The 20,083-nt window shown below is 51.8% G+C and carries 13 protein-coding genes; 6 read left to right on the forward strand and 7 right to left on the reverse strand.

All coding sequences use genetic code 11. The features are described from left to right. Window positions 1-36 precede the first annotated feature (36 nt). Window positions 37-2,061 (reverse strand): penicillin-binding protein 1C, encoded by a 2,025-nt coding sequence (pbpC, locus tag HRQ87_RS00125; RefSeq protein WP_174134330.1) that lies wholly within the window; start codon window positions 2,059-2,061, stop codon window positions 37-39. Continuing rightward, the gene (locus tag HRQ87_RS00130) at window positions 2,058-7,481 is read right to left on the reverse strand and encodes an alpha-2-macroglobulin family protein (RefSeq protein WP_174134331.1); all 5,424 of its coding nucleotides are present in this window, start codon (window positions 7,479-7,481) and stop codon (window positions 2,058-2,060) included. The genes pbpC and HRQ87_RS00130 overlap by 4 nt, the downstream gene beginning before the upstream one ends. Window positions 7,482-7,630: 149 nt before the next feature. On the opposite strand from HRQ87_RS00130, the gene HRQ87_RS00135 reads away from it, so the two are divergent. Continuing rightward, on the forward strand, window positions 7,631-9,736 hold the full coding sequence (locus HRQ87_RS00135; RefSeq protein ID WP_174134332.1) for a response regulator: 2,106 nt from the start codon (window positions 7,631-7,633) through the stop codon (window positions 9,734-9,736). Between the two features lie 20 nt (window positions 9,737-9,756). Here HRQ87_RS00135 and yaaA read toward each other — a convergent pair whose 3' ends face one another. From yaaA to HRQ87_RS00160, 5 genes are all read right to left on the reverse strand, one after another. Beyond that, window positions 9,757-10,530, reverse strand: coding sequence for a peroxide stress protein YaaA (gene yaaA / locus HRQ87_RS00140; RefSeq protein WP_174134333.1), 774 nt, complete (start codon window positions 10,528-10,530; stop codon window positions 9,757-9,759). Window positions 10,531-10,580: 50 nt separating this feature from the next. Then, window positions 10,581-12,617, reverse strand: a complete 2,037-nt coding sequence (gene recQ / locus HRQ87_RS00145) for a DNA helicase RecQ (RefSeq protein ID WP_174134334.1) — start codon at window positions 12,615-12,617, stop codon at window positions 10,581-10,583. Window positions 12,618-12,685: 68 nt separating this feature from the next. Beyond that, the gene (locus HRQ87_RS00150) at window positions 12,686-13,822 is read right to left on the reverse strand and encodes an acetate/propionate family kinase (protein ID WP_174134335.1); all 1,137 of its coding nucleotides are present in this window, start codon (window positions 13,820-13,822) and stop codon (window positions 12,686-12,688) included. Beyond that, window positions 13,819-15,198, reverse strand: coding sequence for a bifunctional enoyl-CoA hydratase/phosphate acetyltransferase (locus HRQ87_RS00155; protein ID WP_174134336.1), 1,380 nt, complete (start codon window positions 15,196-15,198; stop codon window positions 13,819-13,821). Before HRQ87_RS00155 ends, HRQ87_RS00150 begins: the two co-directional genes overlap by 4 nt. A 39-nt stretch (window positions 15,199-15,237) precedes the next feature. Further along, window positions 15,238-15,528, reverse strand: coding sequence for a YggT family protein (locus tag HRQ87_RS00160; RefSeq protein ID WP_174134337.1), 291 nt, complete (start codon window positions 15,526-15,528; stop codon window positions 15,238-15,240). A gap of 130 nt (window positions 15,529-15,658) precedes the next feature. Here HRQ87_RS00160 and HRQ87_RS00165 point away from each other — a divergent pair, with 130 nt between their 5' ends. From HRQ87_RS00165 to HRQ87_RS00185, 5 genes are all read left to right on the forward strand, one after another. Further along, a complete protein-coding gene (locus HRQ87_RS00165) occupies window positions 15,659-16,207 on the forward strand; it encodes an acyl-CoA thioesterase (protein WP_174134338.1) in 549 nt (182 codons plus the stop codon). Between the two features lie 65 nt (window positions 16,208-16,272). Then, window positions 16,273-17,673: an MFS transporter gene (locus HRQ87_RS00170; RefSeq protein WP_174134339.1), complete on the forward strand. Its 1,401-nt coding sequence runs from the start codon at window positions 16,273-16,275 to the stop codon at window positions 17,671-17,673. After that, window positions 17,640-18,497 (forward strand): penicillin-insensitive murein endopeptidase, encoded by an 858-nt coding sequence (mepA, locus tag HRQ87_RS00175; RefSeq protein WP_174134340.1) that lies wholly within the window; start codon window positions 17,640-17,642, stop codon window positions 18,495-18,497. The genes HRQ87_RS00170 and mepA overlap by 34 nt, the downstream gene beginning before the upstream one ends. Window positions 18,498-18,507: 10 nt before the next feature. Further along, window positions 18,508-19,362, forward strand: a complete 855-nt coding sequence (locus HRQ87_RS00180) for an esterase-like activity of phytase family protein (protein WP_174134341.1) — start codon at window positions 18,508-18,510, stop codon at window positions 19,360-19,362. Between the two features lie 120 nt (window positions 19,363-19,482). Further along, window positions 19,483-19,920, forward strand: a complete 438-nt coding sequence (locus tag HRQ87_RS00185; RefSeq protein WP_174134342.1) for a hypothetical protein — start codon at window positions 19,483-19,485, stop codon at window positions 19,918-19,920. The last annotated feature ends 163 nt before the right edge of the window (window positions 19,921-20,083 follow it).

The following is a 20,083-nucleotide window of genomic DNA, read 5'->3' on the forward strand; positions in this document are numbered from 1 at the left end:
GAAAAATGCCCGTAAGGGATTGATAAGCGTCCGGTACTATCGCAACTGGATATTTGACCGGCTGGACATACCCTTGGCGTCAACCACTGCCAATGTGTGAAATCCCTTAGGCAGATTGCTTAACTCAACCGTACGGTCCCGCGCAGCTGTTATCATGGGCGCGCCATTTACGATCCATGTAAAGGGCGCCACTCCATTGCGTACTTTTGCAAATAAAACGCCATCAGACTCAACCACGGCACCATTGGGGGGGAATGCAATGTCTGGTGCATCCACTGCGGCAGCCGCCCAATCGCCTAAAGCTCGAAACCGCTGTAAAGGCTGCGGCAGATCGGCGGTGCCTACGATCAAGGTAGCAGGCGGCGGGGCTGAAAGCGGTGCGAAATCGGGCTTTACCCTTGAAAATGCCTGAAACAGGATCGGTGCTGCAAGATCACCGCCAAACGCCCCTGGTACAGGCGTTCCATCCGGGCGGCCCATCCAGACGCCAATAACATGCTGCCCATCATACCCAATCGCCCAGGCATCACGGTGTCCATAGGATGTACCGGTCTTAAAGGCGACCTTGTCGCGCGGCGCATTTGGCGGGGGCGTAATGCCAGACAGGATGTCCCCGATATGCCAAGCTGCTTCGGCATTCATAAGACGTTTAGATGCGTCAGGCACATCCGTCTTTTTGAACACCATCGGAACAGACAGTCCGCCATTTGCCAAACCAGCGTACAGCTGTACCATGTCTTCAAGCGTCAGACCCACACCACCCAGTGCCACAGCCAGTCCAGGTTTGCCGCCAGGAATGACCGGATTGGCACCTGATTTACGCAATTGCCCCACAAAGCGATTTGGGCCAATCGTTTCGGTCAGCAAAACGGCCGTCGTGTTCAAAGACTGCTGAAGCGCCTCACGGACACGTAAATCACCACGATATTCACCATCAAAATTTTGTGGTGCATAGCCACCAAAATCCCTGGGTATATCAGCAATGATGGTTTCCGGATGTGCGATACCTTGGTCAAAAGCGATGCCATATATCAAGGGTTTCAAAGTGGAGCCCGGCGACCGCAATGCGCGCGTCATGTCAACATGACCCTGTCTGCGGTCAGATTGATAGCCGGCGGAACCCACGCTGGCGACCATCTGCCCGTTTTGATGATCCATCACGACAATCGCAATGGACAGTCGTTCGCCATGCGGTCGTACCGCTTGTGCAGCCAAAGCCTGAAGTCGCATTTGGACATCGGCCTGTAACGTCAAATCATGTCGCAATGTCACTGGATGATCGGCAACGACGCGATCTGACAGATGCGGCGCAAGTGACGGAAACGGGCGGCGTGTGGTCGGCAAAATTTCGGCCTGCGCAACGCTTGCCACGGACGGATCATCAATAACCCGCGCGATCACCCTGTCGCGGGCAGCTTTCGCACGGACAGAATACCGATCTGGTCGCCGGGCTTCGGGTGACTGCGGCAAGGCGATCAGCAAGGCAGATTGGGCAGGCGTCAAGCGTGACGGTTCTTTTCCGAAATAACTGAATGTCGCTGTTCGCACCCCTTCGACATTTCCGCCATAGGGGGCAAGTGTCAGATAAAGCTCAAGGATCTGCTGCTTACTCAGACGACGTTCCAGTGCCATCGCAACGCGCACTTGGCGCAGCTTGCCTTGCCACTGACCTGTGGTGCCATCTTCCAGCAATCTGGCGACCTGCATCGTCAAGGTTGACGCACCTGATACGATTTCACCTTCCCAAACGGCCTGGCGCAAAGCACGCAGCATTGCCAGGATGTCCACCCCAGAATGCCTATAGAACCGCTTGTCTTCATAAGCGATCAGCATGTCCAGATAACCAGGATCAACCTGATCCAGCGATACGGCCAAGCGCCAGCGGCCGTCAGCAACGGTGTAGGCACGCATCAACCGGCCATCGCGATCGCGCACCTCGACCGAAGTTTCGAGTGTTAGAACGGGTAAGTCTGTCGCATCAATCCAACCGTCGACCTGATCACGCATCGCCGCGCCACTTAACAGCAGCGCCGCAACGATAAAGAGCGCATAGCGCTTCATTCGCTGATGACGACCCGCCCGGTATCCGTGCGTGCACGACGCTGTGGGCGGTACATGTCTTCGACAATAGCGGCAGGGTGATGGAACGTACCAGGTGATACGGCCCGTACGATATAGGCCAGCTGGAAATTCTTACTGTCACGCCAGTCTACCGCTGCGATAAATCTGTCCGAGCGAAATTCAGAATGACGCGCGTTCACAGGTTTCAGCCAATCCAAAGCCGCAATCTGTCCGCCGCGCAGCAGATTTGGGTTGTCGATTTCAAAACCAGCCGGAAGCGGATCATCAATGATCAGCCGCGCCTCGGATCTGTTGAATGGATCAATCGCCAACACAACGACAAAACGATCCCCAACTTTGACCTGATCTGGCGAAAGCCTTGTACCTTCCATCGAATAATACGTCCGTTCAATCGCGTATCCGTTTCCGCCTGCAGGTTCAGGTTCGCTTGGCACACCGTAAGTGGTCATGGTGATGATTTCTTCACGATCAGATTCATTGCTAATCAGGATAGGTTGCGCATCTGCTGTATCCTGCAGAAGTTGTACCATTGGCCCGTCTATTGGCGCACCATCGATCAGGAAGTCTGGCGCTGATCCATCACGCACCAGCGATCTTGCTGCCAAAAGTGACCAGGTCGCTTCTTGTGTGGACATACGCCCCGTGCGTTGAGACACGCGGCTGACCAACACATCACGATCAATCGCAGTGCTACCCGCTTCTGTCGCAAGCGCCAGAACACCGGCCGCATCGCGCAGGCGGGTGCCGTAATCCAGACGCCAGCCATATTCTTCGTCCCGCGTCCAGCGTGTTTTCATCATACTGCTGGCGCGTGCAAACATGCGGTCTGCGCGTTCCGGATCACCGTACATGGCCAAAGCGGCCCCGATCTGGGCTGCCGCAAGGGGTGTGCCGAAATCATTGCCTTTGATATCAACAAAATACCGCAGATCCGCCATTTTCGCCTGGCCTTCGCGGGCCAGAACCAACATCGCATAGGCCAGTGCCTGGCCGCCACCGCTGTCAAATTCGCTGCCGTAGTTCACGCGGTTTTTCAAGTTCAGCACTGCGATTTTGAACGACTTTTCGGGTACGTCAAAGCCTTGGGCCTTTGCGCGACTTAAAAAGTCGGTGACATAGGCATCCAGCCACAGATCCCCGCTGCCCACACGCCACAGACCAAACCCACCGTTTGAAGATTGGCGCGACAACACACGCTCAATCGCGCCGTCGACACGTTCGCGTACTTGCGATTTATGGGCCAATCCCATCGCTTCGGCCACTTCGCTAAGATACAGTAACGGAAGCGCCTTTGACGTGGTCTGTTCGGTACAGCCATAAGGATAGCGATCCAGCATATTCAAAAGGCCAGGTGTGTCGAACCGTGCGATAGGTCCAATAGCCAAACTGGCCGATCCTGTTCCTGGATGCAAGCCTGCAAAGACATTGTCGTCAAAGGTGAAAGTATCCCCCGCGGCCAGGTTAAACGTGCTGGTGCGCGCGATAACCGGATCGTTCAGCTGCACACCCAGCGTCAGGTTTTTATTCAGCACTTGCCCATCTGGCAATGTCAGCGCGACGGACAGGCTGTGCACACCGATATCCGTCGCCGTAATTGGGACGCGAAGAACTGTTTTTTCCTTTTCAGCCAAAACAACTTCGGTCGGAATACCAGACAGATCAATCGACACGCCAGATGCACCGATTTGCAACGGCATTGCACCTGCTGGTCCTTCGGTATGCGTAATCTCAAGCAGCATTCGGCTTTGATCACCTGGGCTTAGGAAACGCGGCAAGGTGGCCGCCACGACAACCGGATCACGTACCAGAAGTTCCGCATCGGCCTGACCGACGCCGCTATCGCTCCAGACGACAGCCATCACGCGTAGGGTTCCGTTGAATTCCGGCACATCAAAGGTAACCTGGGCCGTTCCATCATTTGCAATGGTCACGGGGCCACTGAAAAATGTAACCAGATCTTCGTTCGATGGGGGCGAAGCACGATCCATCGCGCTACCACCATCACCACCCGATCGTATCGTACCCTGTGCGCCGTTCAGACCATCGATCAAACGACCATAGATATCGCGCATTTCCATGCCCAGTCTACGCTGACCGAAATAATGTTCTGACGGATCAGGGCTTTGGAATTGGGTCATATTCAGAATGCCCACGTCAATCGCCGCAACAGTGGCATAGGCTGTTTCACCGCGAGCAACGCCATCGACATCCAAACCAATAGTAACAGGCCCGCGTGGTCTTGCATTTTGCGGGATCTCCAACGCGACCTGCAATGCCTTATCGCCCGGATCAATCGTTGCATAGGTCAAGCCAAGTGCACGGGACGGATTTTGTTTTGCTTCAACATCCATCGGACGCACGACTGTCGCCGTGACATAGGCCCCGGCGCCCCATTCTTCTGTCACCGGAAGCTGAAGGGTGTTTTCGCCTTCGGTTACCTGAATGGTTTCCATCGTGATCAGTCTGTTTGACACCACAGTGACCAGCGCCGTTCCCGCCATACGCGGTACCATGCGCAGCGTTGCCGTTTCACCGATGGCATAGTTCGGTTGATCCAGCGACACCTCAAGCATATCGGGGGTTTTACTGGTATCTGCAGGCACGTACCAGCCTGCATAAAAATCGGTCGAGGACGATACATAGTTTTCGTCATCAGCACTTTCCACGACGATTTCATATTGGCCCCAGTCAACGCTGGTCTCTATCACAACAGGTGTCTCGCCGGTTGTTATCGTACCGCTTTCGATGGGCGTGCGTCGCGTGATCGGTTCCCAATTACGACGGCCATTCACATAGTACCACTGATAGCGCGTCCGCACCCGGTTCAGCGTCCATGTCAACTGAATCGGCTGTCGTTGCAGATCCCGATTGACTGCGATGATTTCAAAGCTGGCTTGTGTGCCTTCTTTCACGACACCTTCTTGAAAAAGTGGTTTGATCCCGATCATGGGTCCGGTTGGTGCCAATTCTTTGGTCACGCTACGTTCGACCGGACGGCCACCTTCGGCGATGCGAATGTTGGCCTCAAGCCGGAAAGGACGATCATCACGGTTAGACCTAGGGACAGTGGCGCGAATGCTGGCCTTGCCTTGCGCATCTGTTTTCTGATCCGACGGTATGGACGCACCCGACAAATCAACACGCGCATCATGACGTCCGAATTGATATCCGGGAAAATCACTTAGCGTTCTCATGGGACGCAAGCGCAATTCCCCGCCAATCGGCAAATCGGCCGCCACAGCACCGAACAAATAACTGGCATCAATTTCAATACTAGCCGTCTCGCCCGGTCTTAAGACATCATTTGTGATCGCAACATCAAAGTCGATGCGTTCCGGCACGAAATCTTCGACCAGAAATGTCTGTTGCGTCAGTGATGCCGCTTCGGGATCAGCCTTGATATCCAACCGCCACGATCCGCGCGGCACAGTGGTACCAAGCTGGAATTCAAAAACATGGCCACCTGCAACACTTTCAAGACTGGTTTTGCGGGTATATTCCACACCATCAGCGCGGGTCAGAATAGCGGTCAGCGGCATGTCGGTCAGCGCCTTGACCTGCGGATCACGGGCAAGAACAGTGGCATAAACCGTTTCGCCAGCGCGATATGCACCGCGATCTGTTGTCAAAAACACATCAATGGGCGGCGCAGGCGGGTTTCCTTCAACGCCGCGGTCCGACAGATCAAATGCCGGATCCTTAAGTGAGATGAAAGACAGATCATCGCCCAGCTCGGCCGTCAGCATTGCAGGTGACATACCGCCTGTGCCACGTGTCATGGCGGCATCAAACACAGCGTAACCTTTGTCGTCGGTCATCACTTCGCCCAGCACAGCATTGGCATTAGACAACAATGTAATCTTGGTGCCAGGTTTGGCCTGTGCGTCGCCCAGACCACGCACAAAAACATGCAGCCCGTCTGACCCCAACATGCTGCTTAGTCCCAAATCAGACACAACAAACCACTGCAAAGCAGCCGGCGTATCATATGCATTTTCACCCGGCACACGCGCCTGCAAAACATACACACCAGCCGTGAGCCCCTGCAAGGCTTCGGCCATGGGCAGGCGGGTTGTCATATCGCGGTTCATTTCCAGCGACACTTCGCCCGTCCCGGTCCAGACAACAGGCCCCATATTATCTTCAAATCTTTGCAGACCCCAGCCATACGCTTCACTGGTGAAAAAGCCGGACCGTCTGGCATCCAAAAGACTGCGATCACTGACCTGATGCAAAGACAATTCAATCTGTTCGATATTCACGGTTTCAATTGGCAACGCTGCATCGGCTGTTTTGGGCAACACATACCCACGGCCCGGAAAGCTAAGGGCAGGCTTGCGATCACCAACATAGAAATCAAGCGTCACATCACGTTCAAGGACAAGACCGCTGTCAGCAGGAAGGCCGGTGCGGAATGTCACTTGTTGCGTGGCACCGTGTTCGATCCCTTCGATACACAGTTGTTCACCCTGCACATCAATCGACAGATCCGCATCGCCCATTTTCACAAAGGTTGTGAAATCAACATCAGATTGGGCCAGCTTTTCTGAAAATGTCGTGCATACACGTGGTGTTGCCCGCTCTGAAAATACATCATGTTTGGTAACGCGAAGTCCGAATTTATCAAGCGCAAGGCTTAAAGCCTGTTCGGTTTCTGCATTTGGCAAAATCTCTTGCGCAAGCTGAAGCGATTCAATCGCATCGCGCCCTTGGTTGGCCCGGCTCGCAGCCGCGGCCAGTGCCCGCAGCGCATCGTGGCGTTGAATGTTATCTTCTGCCCGAAGATACCCGTTTACTGCAGCATGGATTGCTGTTCTGACAAAGGAATGATTGCCACTGCGCACATCAAGCGCAAGTTCAGAATAGTCCGTCCAAAGATCGCTTCTGTCCGTCAGCGTAACAGCTGCTCCGACAGCACGAACCGCCCAGACCTTATTGCCATTTCTATTATAAACATTCTGCTCAGCCAGCAGATCAACAAGCGTTTTGTCGCCCGCATCATAACTTAGGGCAATCGTTTCCGCCAACTCGCGCGCACCTTTCAAATCTGCGGGGCGCAGAAAGTCCAGATCATGGATCAGCGACATTGATCGATCAATGACACGATCCTGTACAGGGAAAACCCGGGCTGATAACGCGCCCTGAAACGGTTCAATCGCCGTTACACTGCTTTTGGGAAAACATGCATTTGATCGCGCATTGAAGGTAAATGCGACGCAGCTTTCGTTTTGCACACAAATTTCACGGCATGCTTGTGCGTTTGTATCAAAGAATTGGCCAATATCTGTCCCGATAAAATCGACATCTTTTGTAACAGTGATGTATTTATCTGGGATAACATCCTGTGCATAAACCGGAAGTGCCGTGATGAATGCCAGAACCAAAGTGCCTAAACGCATAGTGCCCTCTTAAATATAATGTTGGGTCTGCGCCAGAATGACTCTTTCGCTCAAGGCAGGGCAAGGTCTGTTTTGTGCAGATGGGTTAAAAAAATATTCATTGTGTCCTCTCTAATGTAAGCGAAATGGTTTCAACGCGGAGGGCGCGGATGGATATGGCAATCAGACTGGTTGAAGAACGCCGTGCGCGCTTAGCCGCAGAGCAGCTTTTACAGCAAAAACAGGCTGAAATCGTTGCTTTGCAAGAAAAAATCGCACAGCAAAATGACTTGGCCCAGGTAACAGGTCATCCCGATATAACCAGCCAGCGTCTTTGGGATTCGGTTCAGACTGTTCGTGACGGATTCGCGATTTTTGACCGCGATGGCGTACTGATCAACGCCAATCAGGCCTATCTTGATACATTTGATGAATTAAAAGACGTCAAACCTGGCATCACATATGACCAGATTTTGCGTCTTGGCTATGAAGAAGGCATTGTTGACACCGATGGCCTGACCGGCCTCGAATGGCGCGAGATGATGTTGGACCGATGGATCGGGCCCTTGATCACGCCCTACACTTTGAAATTATGGAATGATCAGTACATCAGACTAATTGATCGCCGCGTCGAAAATGGTGATATTGTCAGTCTGGCAATTAACGTGACCAAAGTGATCCGGCATGAACGGGAACTTAAGACAGCCCATCTGCGTGCAGAAGCCGCCAATCGTGCAAAATCCACCTTTTTGGCAACGATAAGTCACGAAATACGCACGCCCATGAACGGTGTCGTCGGCATGGCGGACTTATTGCATGATACGGATTTGAACGAAGAGCAAAGGCTTTATGTAGATACGATCAAAAACTCAGGCCAAGCGTTGCTTGTCATTATAAACGACGTACTTGATTATTCCAAAATCGAAGCCGGCCGGCTTAGTTTACACCCCGAAGCTTTTGATTTTGAAGAGATGCTTTACGATGTCATGGCTTTGCTGCGTCCTGCGGCGACCGCCAAAGGCGTTGAGCTGATGATTGATTACGATCTATTCATGCCTGCCCGCTTTGTCGCGGACCCCGGACGAACAAGACAGATTATAACAAACCTTCTTGGTAACGCGATCAAATTTACAGCAAAAGGGCATGTTTTGGTACGTGTCACCGGGGTTCATACAGGAACGGCTCAAGCACGGATTCATGTCACGGTAGAAGACACCGGCATTGGTATTCCAGAAGACAAAATCGATCATATTTTTGGGAAATTCAATCAAATAGAAAATGAACTGACCCGGTCATTTGATGGCACAGGACTTGGCCTGGCAATAACCAAAGAGCTGATTGAATTGATGAAAGGATCGATTTGGGTCGAAAGCGAAGAAGGCATGGGGTCTTGTTTTGGATTTCAAATCCCGATGGGCGTTGCCGACGATGATGACAAACATGGGTTACAGTTTGCAAGCGGTATGAAGACAGCTCTGCTTGTTGATCTTGAATCTGTCAATCGCTCTGTTCTGACACGTCAGCTTCAGCGGTTAGGTTTGTCCATCATAACATGTGCAACGCACGAAAAGGCTATGGAATTGGTGCGCGATCAATCATTTGATCTTGTCCTGACAGCGCATGTCATGCCGCAGATTAACGCCAACCCATTGATCGAGATGGTGCAGTCAACACATCCCGATGTTCCCGTTTTTCTACTTGGTCACACCAATGCGTCAAAAGAAGTGTTCGCCAAAAACCTGTGCGGTGTGCTGCCCAAACCCGTGCCACGTAAATCCATCTTTTCTGCGATTCAATCTATTGGGTCTGGTCAGAAACTGAATATAGAAACACCCCCTGTCCAACATGGCGGCCTCCGTCAAATGAAGGTTCTGGCCGCCGAAGATAACCAAACCAATCAACTGGTTTTGCGCAAAATGCTTAAAAATCTGGATATTGATCTGGTTTTTGCTGAAAATGGCAAGCAAGCCCTTGATATGCATGCATCATTTGAACCCGATTTGATCTTTATGGATGTATCAATGCCAGTCATAGACGGTATCGAGGCCACAACGCGAATACGCAAAGCCGAAATCGGAACCGGTCAGCACGTTACCATTTGCGCCCTTTCGGCGCACACATACGAAGACGCCCTTGATCATATGATTGATACCGGCGCAGATCGATATCTGACCAAGCCATTGACTAAAAAAGAAATATTCCAAATGATCCAGGATGCCATGCCAGCCGATGTTCGGTGCGTATTTCAAAAGGAAGCCAGCACAGATGCGGCTTAATTATTACTAACTTTTCTAGATCATTCGGGGTAATCCCGCAAGAAAACCCAACGATCTGCGTCGGATGCGTTTTTATCAAAGCTATAGCCACCGATATCGAAATCTTTAAGGCTTTCGGGATTTGTAATGCGCCGTTCGATCATAAACCGGGCCATGGCACCACGGGCCTTTTTGGCATAAAAGCTGACAATTTTCGCATCACCGTTCTTGATTTCCATAAAAACCGGCGTGATCACACGAAGTTTCAATGCATCAAGATCAACGGCACCAAAATATTCCTGACTGGCGCAATTGATCAATGTGTCTGCCTGCAAAATCCGAGCATCTTTATTCAGTGCATCCGCAATATCATCGCCCCAATAATCATAAAGAGATTTACCGCGTGATGTCTTTAACCGACTGCCCATTTCCAATCTATAGGGCTGCGTCATATCCAGCGGACGCAACAGACCGTAAAGACCAGATAAGATCCTAAGATGATCCTGTGCCCATGCCATTTCATCTGCATCAAGGGATTTTGCATCCAGACCTTGATACGTATCGCCCGCAAATGCCAGAACAGCGGGCTTCGCGTTTTCAGCATGTGAGGCAATAGCAAAATCTGCAAACCTGCCAGCATTCAATTTAGCCAGATTTTCACTGATACCCATCAGCTTTTGCAAATCTGAAACTGACAATTGTCGCGCAATACCAGCCAGTTCATTCGCGCGATCCTGAAAAACAGGCGATGTCGGTTGTACGCCATTTACAGGGCTCATATCCAGTTTTTTTGCAGGCGACACAACGACCAGCATATCTGCTCCATTCTTGATTTCACGTTTATCTAGCGGAAAGCTGTCGCACCTCAAGTGTCTTTCAAGACATCCAGAAATGCCGGACCAAAACGTTCAGCGCGTCGTTCGCCCAGTATGCGCGTCAATGCACCCAAATCATGCGATCTTAATTGGGCAACTTTGGCCAGCAATGATGCCGAACAACTCATCGGTTTGTCTTGCCCCTGCGGACCGCGCGCCAGTTCTGCCTGAACTTCCAGCAATCGATCATAAACAGCCCCTTCATTCCGACCAGCAAGTTTGCGGCGCGATGGATGTAACGCCTGCGCCTCGCCTGCAATCACCTGCAAGAAAGCATCGCCATAGCTTTGCAGCTTTTTCGCCCCAACCCCGCCAACATGGGCGATTTCATCCAGCGTTTGCGGGCGTTTTTCAGCCATTTCGATCAAGGTGCGGTCGTTGAATATAACATAGGCCGGGACTTTCGCCGCTTCGGCCAACGCGCGACGCTTGGCTTTCAGTGCGGATAAAAGTGGTGCGTCTTCTTCTGACACCAATGCTTTGACAGCGGGACGCGACGGCGCATTTTTGATCGTATCACGTCGCAATTCAATACTGGCTTCGTCCCGCAAAATCGGGCGCGCGGCGTCAGTCATACGCAATGCACCATGACGTTCCGGATCGGGTCGTACCAGATCATGCCCCATCATTTGCCTGAAAATCGCCTGCCATTGCCGCTTGTCATATTCCGCGCCGACGCCGAACGTTGGTAGCGTCTGATGACCACGGGCTTTGATTTTATCCGTCTCGTGGCCCAAAAGAATATCGATCAGATGGCCCGCGCCAAAATATTCACCCGTTCGCAAGATCGCCGATAAGGCTTTGCGCACAGCAGTGGTGCCATCAAACACGTCAGCGGGCGTATCGCATAAATCACACGTACCGCAGGCCACATCGGTTTCCCCGAAATAGCCCAACAAGTGAACCCTGCGACATCGCAAAGCTTCGGCCAGGCCAAGCAAAGCGTTCAGCCGCGCATGATCTGCCATGCGCCGTTCTGGTGGCGCCAGACCTTCGTCAATCTGGGTGCGCCGCAATCGAATATCTTCGGGGCCATAAAGCGTTAGCGTTTCTGCAGGTGCGCCATCGCGACCGGCACGGCCAATTTCCTGATAATAGGATTCGATCGATTTGGGCAGATCCGCATGCGCAACCCAGCGGATATCGGGTTTATCGACACCCATTCCAAAAGCGACCGTTGCCACCACGATCAGACCATCTTCGCGCTGAAATCGTGCTTCTACCTCGCGACGGTCGTCAGCCTGCATTCCGCCATGGTAATGACAGGCGCTGTGGCCTGCTTCGCGCAAAGCTGCAGACAAGCTTTCGGTTTTGGCCCGTGTTGCCGTGTAAACGATACCTGACTGACCTTTCCGAGCAGAGGCAAAATCAAGGATCTGACGACGGGGGCTGTTCTTGACCGCAAACGCCAAATGAATATTCGGGCGATCAAAGCCATGCAGGAAAGTTTGCGGCGTCACGCCTGCGAATAGTTTTTCGACAATTTCGACCCGCGTTTCCGCATCCGCCGTGGCCGTAAAGGCGGCCAATGGCACATCCAACATCTGACGCAATTCACCAATACGCAGATAATCGGGGCGAAAATCATGGCCCCACTGACTGACGCAATGCGCCTCGTCCACCGCGATCAGGCTGACGTCAATGCGGCGTAACATATCACGGGCCGCCGTTGTGGCCAGCCTTTCGGGTGCCATGTAAAGCAACTTTAATTCACGGCGATCAAGGGCTTGCCAGACGGCATCTGTTTCTTCGTCTGTATTCCCGGATGTCAACGCACCAGCATTCACACCCGCTTCCTGAAGCGCACGTACCTGATCACGCATCAAGGCAATCAGCGGGGATATCACAACAGTCACACCACTGCGGCAAAGTGCAGGCAACTGAAAACACAAAGACTTCCCGCCACCCGTCGGCATAATGGCAAGTGTATTCTGCCCAGCAGTGACTGCATCAATGATTTCTTCTTGGCCAGGCCGGAAAGCATCAAAGCCAAAAATATCGCGCAAAAGCTCGTTCGGTTGGGGCATGGGACCTGCGGGTTTTTAATCTGCTGTTTGAATGCAGCATCCCACACTAAGATTCCACGAACAAGGCCTTAGACCTGTGCTGCAACAGCGCGGGCGATCACGCGTTCTTCATCTGTTGGGATCACAAGCACTTTCGTTGGCCCAGCGCTGATATCCTGCGCGTTTTGATCGTTGGCATCAGCATTAACAGCAAGCCCAAGCCAATCCATTCCATCACAAACACGTGCACGAATATTACGGGCATTTTCCCCTATACCGCCACAAAAGACCAGTGCATCAAGCCCGCCCAGAACAGCCGCCATACCGCCCAATTCACGGCGGATGCGGAAGACGAAATAATCAATTGCCTCGGCAGCTTCGGGTGCATCAGATGTTTCAAGATCACGCATATCATGGCTGATGCCAGACATACCTTTCAAACCGCTTTCCTTGTAAAGCATTGTGCTGATCTGATCAGCGTTCATACCTTCCTGATCCATAAGATACAGCATCACACCCGGATCAAGCTGCCCGCATCGCGTGCCCATGGGCAGACCGTCCAAGGCAGAAAATCCCATGGTCGATCCAACGCTTTTCCCAGCCCTTAATGCGCACATCGACGCACCATTGCCCAAATGCGCGATGACAACACGACCAGCAGCCAGATCTGGATAAAGTCGCGCCACTTCGCCGGACACAAAATCATACGACAGCCCATGAAACCCGTACCGACGCACGCCTTTTTCATAATATCGGCGCGGCAGGGCAAAAGTGTCATTCACAAACGGGTGGCCGCGATGAAATCCGGTATCAAAACAGCCAACCTGAACGGCATCCGGAAACGCTGTGATCGCTGCATCAACTGCGGCCAAATTATGAGGTTGGTGCAAGGGGGCCAAGGGTTTCAGCGCCGCCAGTTTTTCTAATACTGCAGTATCCAAAATCTGTGGCTTGTCGAATTCGACGCCGCCATGAACAATGCGGTGCCCTATGCCAGCAACTGTCCGCCCGTCCAAGATCGGTGCGACGGTTTGCAAAATCTGGTGAACGCCTGTCTTGTGATCTGGCGCATCTATGGCATTTTTTTCATCGCCAAAAACCATCCGTGCGTCTGGTCCAAGATTATCAATCTGCCCACGCGCCAATTCCTGAGGATCGTCTGTACCGGCATAAATCGCAAATTTGATTGACGATGATCCGGCATTCAAAGTCAGGATCGCGTTCATATTCCAATCCTTGCCGCATGCAACGCTGCCACCGCACAAGAGGCCAGCCGCGCTTTGTCATCATCGGCACGACTGTTCAGGATCACTGGGCAACGCGCGCCCATAACCACACCGCCCGCTTCGGCATGCGCAATGAAAGTCAGCTGTTTGGCCAGCATATTGCCGGTTTCCATATTCGGAGCGATCAGAATTTCGGCGCGTCCTGCAACCAGTGATTTGATGCCCTTGGTCATCGCGGCATCCAGATCAATCGCATTATCCATCGCCAAAGGACCATCGACCAGCCCACCTTTGATCTGCCCGCGGTCTGCCATTTTCGACAGGATCGCGGCGTCCAGCGTGGATTGGATCGCAGGGTTCACAACCTCAACTGCGGACAGAATGCCCACCTTTGGTTCATCCATTCCAAGAGAGTGCGCCAGATCAATAGCATTTTGAACGATATCAACTTTGGTTTTCAGATCAGGATAAATATTAATGGCCGCGTCAGTCACCAACAACAAATGATCCAGACCCGGAACGTCCATCACAAAAATATGGCTAAGACGACGACCCATGCGCAGACCGCCATCACTTTTCACGATGTGCTTTAAAAGCTTATCTGTATGAAGATGCCCTTTCATCACGGCCTTGGCGCGCCCTTCGTGAACCAGCGCAACACCGCGGGCGGCGGCGGCATCATGGTCGGGGACATGTTCGATCTGAAGCCCGCTGATGTTGGCACCTAAAGCCTGCGCCGCTGCTTCGATCTTGGCCTGATCACCGATCAGAATGGGCGTGATCAGTGTGTGTTCATATCCCAAAAGCGCACCACCAAGGGAACTTTTTCCTTCGGGGCAGACGACCGCTGTTAGAATCGGGGGAAGCGGTTCGGCCAGTTCGATCAAGCGGTCAAAATGCATATGGCGCTGAACGGTCAGGCCGGGCACATCGTCAGCAGTAAAGGATTGCGATGTCGCAGGGGCAACCACTTTCGCCTGCCCTTCGACGACACGGGTGCCGTTTTTATGTTCGACCCATGTGTCAAAAGTCGCCTGACGATCATCGCCTTTTTCGACCAGTTTGACCTTTGCGATCAATTCGTCACCTGCATGGGCGCGGCCCACGAAATTCAGCGTTTGTGATTTATAGAGCGTCCCGGGGCCGGGAAGTTGATTGCCAAGTACGGCCGAAATCAGCGAAGCAATCCAGATCGACGGCGCAATCGCCTCGGGCTTACCATCGCCATCGCCGTCTTCTTTCGGCAGGTGCATGGGGTTCAAATTACCCGAAGCATGGGCGAACACATAAAGATCATCCGCGATACAAAGACGCGGGCTTTCCGCCTGCATTCCAATTTCAAGTTTGTCAAAAGGCGTGTTGGCAAAAACGGCCATCTGGTCGTTCTCCTATTTAAAATTTTTGACGCAGTCTTTCTATGAATAGAAGAAAGCCGCGTTATTGGTAAGAATAATACGCAAGGCTATCAGTATGATAAACGCCACCAATGGTGCCAGATCAATACCCGGCGTATTTGGCAAAACCCGTCGGATCGGGGCATATATCGGTTCCAGTAAACGGTTCAGCCCGTTCCAGATTTGACCGATCGTCGGTTGATAGGGATTGATGACCTGAAAACTGATCAGCCAACTCATGATAATATGAATGATCATGATGAAATACGCGACATTCAGAACAAACATCAAAATTTCATAGAAAGATTGCATCGGTCAGCCTCATTTATTTTTCATTTCCACAGGTAAGTGTACCGGCGTCATAGGGCAAGAGACCTTCCGTCAGGTTAAAGTTGACGACAACGTCAACTGTGTTGAAAACACGCCGGAAAGGAATTTCCATATGTACCCCGTCCTGCGCCTTTTGAAAGAATTTGCCACATATCGCAACGCACCCGCTTTACCGATAACGGGAACCCATGTCAGCCACCACATCTGCTGGCCCTGGGATCTGGATATGTGGATGGAGCTGAACAACGGGCGCACCCTGACTTTGTACGATTTGGGGCGACTGCCACTGGCCAAGCGGGCAGGCCTGATCGATGTTCTGAAAAGCAATAAATGGGGGCTGACGATGGCCGGTGCCACAATCCGATATCGTCGGCGCGTCAATGCGTTTGAACGGATTGAAATGCGCAGCCGGGCTGTATGCTGGGATGAAAAGTTCATCTATATTGAACAATCGATGTGGAAAAAAAACGGCGAATGCGCCAGCCATGTGCTGTACCGATCGGCAGTCACTGACAGAAAAGGCATTGTGACACCTGATCGTGTTTTAAGCGCTATGAGCCTGTCGACGATATCGCCTGACATCCCGGACTGGATCGCCGCATGGATCACGGCCGACGCACTGCGCCCCTGGCCACCCATGCAAGACAGCGTTGTATCCTGAAACCTTGTCTTGCGCTCAGCCACGTTTGTCTGTCTTATCGGCACGTTGGATAAGGCAGCTTTACAATGCAAGAAATTAGTTTGCGCAAACGCATTTGGGGCTGGATGGCATTTGATTGGGCCAGTCAACCTTATTATACTCTTGGTTTGACGTTCATTTTTGGCCCCTATTTCGCAGGGGTTGCCGCGGATTATTTCATTGCTAGTGGAATGCCCGAACAAGACGCTGATGCGCGCACACAAAGCCTGTGGTCTTTCAGTCAGATGATCGCAGGGCTGATCATCGCTTTTACAGCGCCGGTTCTGGGAGCTTTTGCCGATGCTAGCGGGCGTAAAATCCCCTGGATCGCTTTCTTTTCGATTATTTATGTCGGCGCGGCCTGGTCACTTTGGTGGCTTTATCCAGATGGCCGCGGCATTTGGTTGACGCTGATCCTGTTCTACGTCGGTTTTATTGCCGCTGAATCAGCACTGAATTTCGTGAACGCCATTCTGCCGTCACTTGGCAATGACGATGAGGTCGGGCGCTTGTCCGGCTCAGGTCTGGCCGTCGGATATTGGGGCGGCGTTGTCGGACTGTTCATCATGCTGTTGTTTTTTGCAGAAAACGAGCAAGGAAAAACGCTGATTGGTCTAAACCCTGCATTTGGCCTTGACCCCGAAGCACGCGAAGGCACACGTTTTATAGGCCCCTTTATCGCAATGTGGTACGCATTGTTTATTATTCCGTTTTTCATGTGGGTCCGCGACGAAAAGCTGCCTTTTCAACCCAAAATCCCTGCTAAAAAGGTGATGACGGATCTTTGGGCAACTATCAAATCGGTGTTCAAGCGCAAAAGCCTTGGCAATTTTTTACTATCGTCAATGCTGTATCGTGACGCGCTGAATGCGATGTACACATTTGGCGGTGTCTATGCGCGATTAGTGTTGGAATGGTCGCTGATCATGATTGGTGTTTTTGGTATCATCGGCGCGCTTACAGCGGCGATTGCAGCCTATGTCGGTGGATTTTTTGACCGAAAATATGGCCCTAAACCCGTTATTCGTGTCTGCATTTATGTTCTGATTGCTGTTGGCATCATGATTGTCGGTATGTCGCGCACTTACATCTTCGGCATTCCGCTTCCCGAAGGGTCTATCTTGCCTGATATCATCTTTTTCCTATGTGGTGCAGGCATCGGCGGGGCGGGCGGCGCGCTTTATGCGTCATCGCGGTCCATGATGGTACGTCACACAAACCCCGACCGCCCAACCGAGGCGTTTGGCCTGTTTGCCCTTTCCGGCAAAGCGACAGCATTTCTTGCCCCCGCATTAATTGCACTGTTCACGTGGGGCCTTAATAACAATCAACTTGGCTTTATCCCGGTCATCTTTCTCTTTATTTTGGGTCTGATTTTGCTACGCTGGGTTAACTCAGACGGAGATAAAGCAGAATGGTCCGCATCCTCGGCATCCTCATCGCGCTAAACATGGCTTTACCTGCCGTTGCTGAACCTTTGGCAAAACAGCAATTCGGGGCAAAAACGGCTGGATCACAGCAAAAAGCGCGCCCCTTCGGCAGTTACTCCAAAGGCTGTCTGGCCGGTGCAGAACAATTGCCGGAAACGGGTCCAACATGGCAAGCAATGCGTCTGTCACGAAATCGCAATTGGGCCCACCCCGAAGCGATTGACTTTATTCAAGACCTTAGCCGCAAGGCCGCGCGTCAACCCGGTTGGAATGGTCTTTATATCGGTGATATTTCGCAGCCCCGTGGGGGTCCGATGCTGACTGGGCATCGCAGCCATCAGATGGGTCTGGACATAGATATATGGATGCGCCCTGCGACAAACCTTAACCTGACGCGTGGCCAAAGGGAAAACCTGTCTTCAATCTCAATGCGCCGTGCCAAGGGCGCTTTCGTCAATGAAAACTGGACGCGTCAACACCATGAAATCTTAAAAGCTGCCGCAAGCGATAAGCGTGTTGCCCGTATTTTCGTATTTCCGGGTGCCAAAGTACAAATGTGCAACGACGCGCGCGGCAATCGTGACTGGCTGCGCAAAATTCGCCCTTGGTACGGGCATCATTATCATTTTCATGTACGTCTGAATTGCCCACGTGGCGCACGTGGATGCGTTGAACAATCCCCTATGCCAGCAGGTGATGGCTGTGCAGATGCGCGGCAATGGGTCAAAAACATTCTCAATCCACCAAAGCCCGACCCTAATGCGCCCCCACCACGCAAGCGGCGCGAACTGGTGTTATCTGACCTGCCGCAACAATGCAGATCAGTGCTGTCATCACGTTAACAACCCACACATGATATATCGTTTTATCCTAACGCTTGCTCTGGTGCTGACGCCTGTACACTTGCATGCCGAAGTGCGGTTTATCAGCCGCCTAACGTTAGAAAGCCCATCGCCCGTGTTTGGTGGGTTGTCCGGGCTTGAGATTTCTTCTGACGGCACAAAATTCACAGCAATCAGTGATCGCGGTACACTTTTCCAAGGTCAAATTATTCGCAAATCAGGTAAGTTGACTGATTTTGACATTACATCGCAGCTTCACTTGAAAGACACAGATGGGACGCCTGTTTCTAAATTTCTGTCCGATGCCGAAGGTCTCGCTTTGCGCCAAGATGGCCGCATCTTTATCGCGTTCGAGCAATACCACCGCATATGGACCTACAGCGCACCAGAATCAGAGGCCGCATGGCTGCCACGCCATCCTGATTTCAAACAAATGCAGGATAACTCATCACTGGAAGCACTGGCCATTGATACGCATGGCAGACTTTATACGATCCCCGAAAGATCTGGCGACACACAAACACCATTTCCTGTTTATCGCTATGCAAAAGGCAAATGGACCATCCCATTTACCATTCCCCGACGTGGTTCGTTCCTTCCCGTCGGTGCCGACATAGGTCCAGACGGCAGGCTTTATCTTCTCGAACGTCATTTCACAGGCTTATCCTTCGCAAGCCGCGTTCGCCGCTTTGATCTGGATGGGACGAGCGAAGAAACCATTTTGACCACACTGCCCCGCAAGCACGACAATCTGGAAAGCATCGCGGTTTGGCGTGATGCATCGGGTTCAATCCGTCTGACAATGTTGTCTGATAATAATTTCAAGTTTTTCCAGATCACGGAAATCGTGGAATACCGTATTTGAACAAAATTTTTGAGCTCTCTTGAAAACGTTAATACTCTGCCATAGATTGTAATCACGCCATTTTGCGTGATTCTAACTACGAAACTATTTTTGAAATTTGATTTTAAAAGGAGGCATAAAATGCCAGAAGTATGCGATTTCGTACATGTAACAAGAAACCCCATTACCATTGGTGACCGGAACCGTGTCTATGAACATCATTTCGGTACAGGTGGACGAAACAGCAGGTCGTCCGGTTTCATTATCCTGAATGTCAGCGGCCTTACGCACAGCGACGGCAGTGTTGTAGTCAGCATCAACGGGGTCGAAATAGGTCGCATCCAGAACTATCGTCCAGGTGGCGCTGGTATCAGTCAAAGCGATGGCAATCAGGCCGAAAAATGGCGTCAGGCACATCATTGGTACACACAGATGATTGCTTTTGATGGCACAAGACTGCGCGACGGCAGCAATACACTTCAAATTGAAGCTGTCGATTTTCCGGAAGACAGCGCAAGCAACCGATTTGACGATTTTCAAGTAAAGGATGTTGTCTGCTTTTTCCACCAGAACGCCTGAAGTCGACACAATGGTCCCGGGTCAACCCCGGGATCATGCCTTTATAAAACTATGGTACGCTCAAACAGCCCTATTCGGACTGAACAAAGTATCAATTTGTTTTTCAAAGCCCCGTTACGTTTTGCCTTGTCTGCAAAATCATAAGCCTGTAAGTCGCGTGCGT

Origin of the sequence: Parasulfitobacter algicola, from assembly GCF_013315265.1 — a bacterium.
Classification (GTDB): domain Bacteria; phylum Pseudomonadota; class Alphaproteobacteria; order Rhodobacterales; family Rhodobacteraceae; genus Parasulfitobacter; species Parasulfitobacter algicola.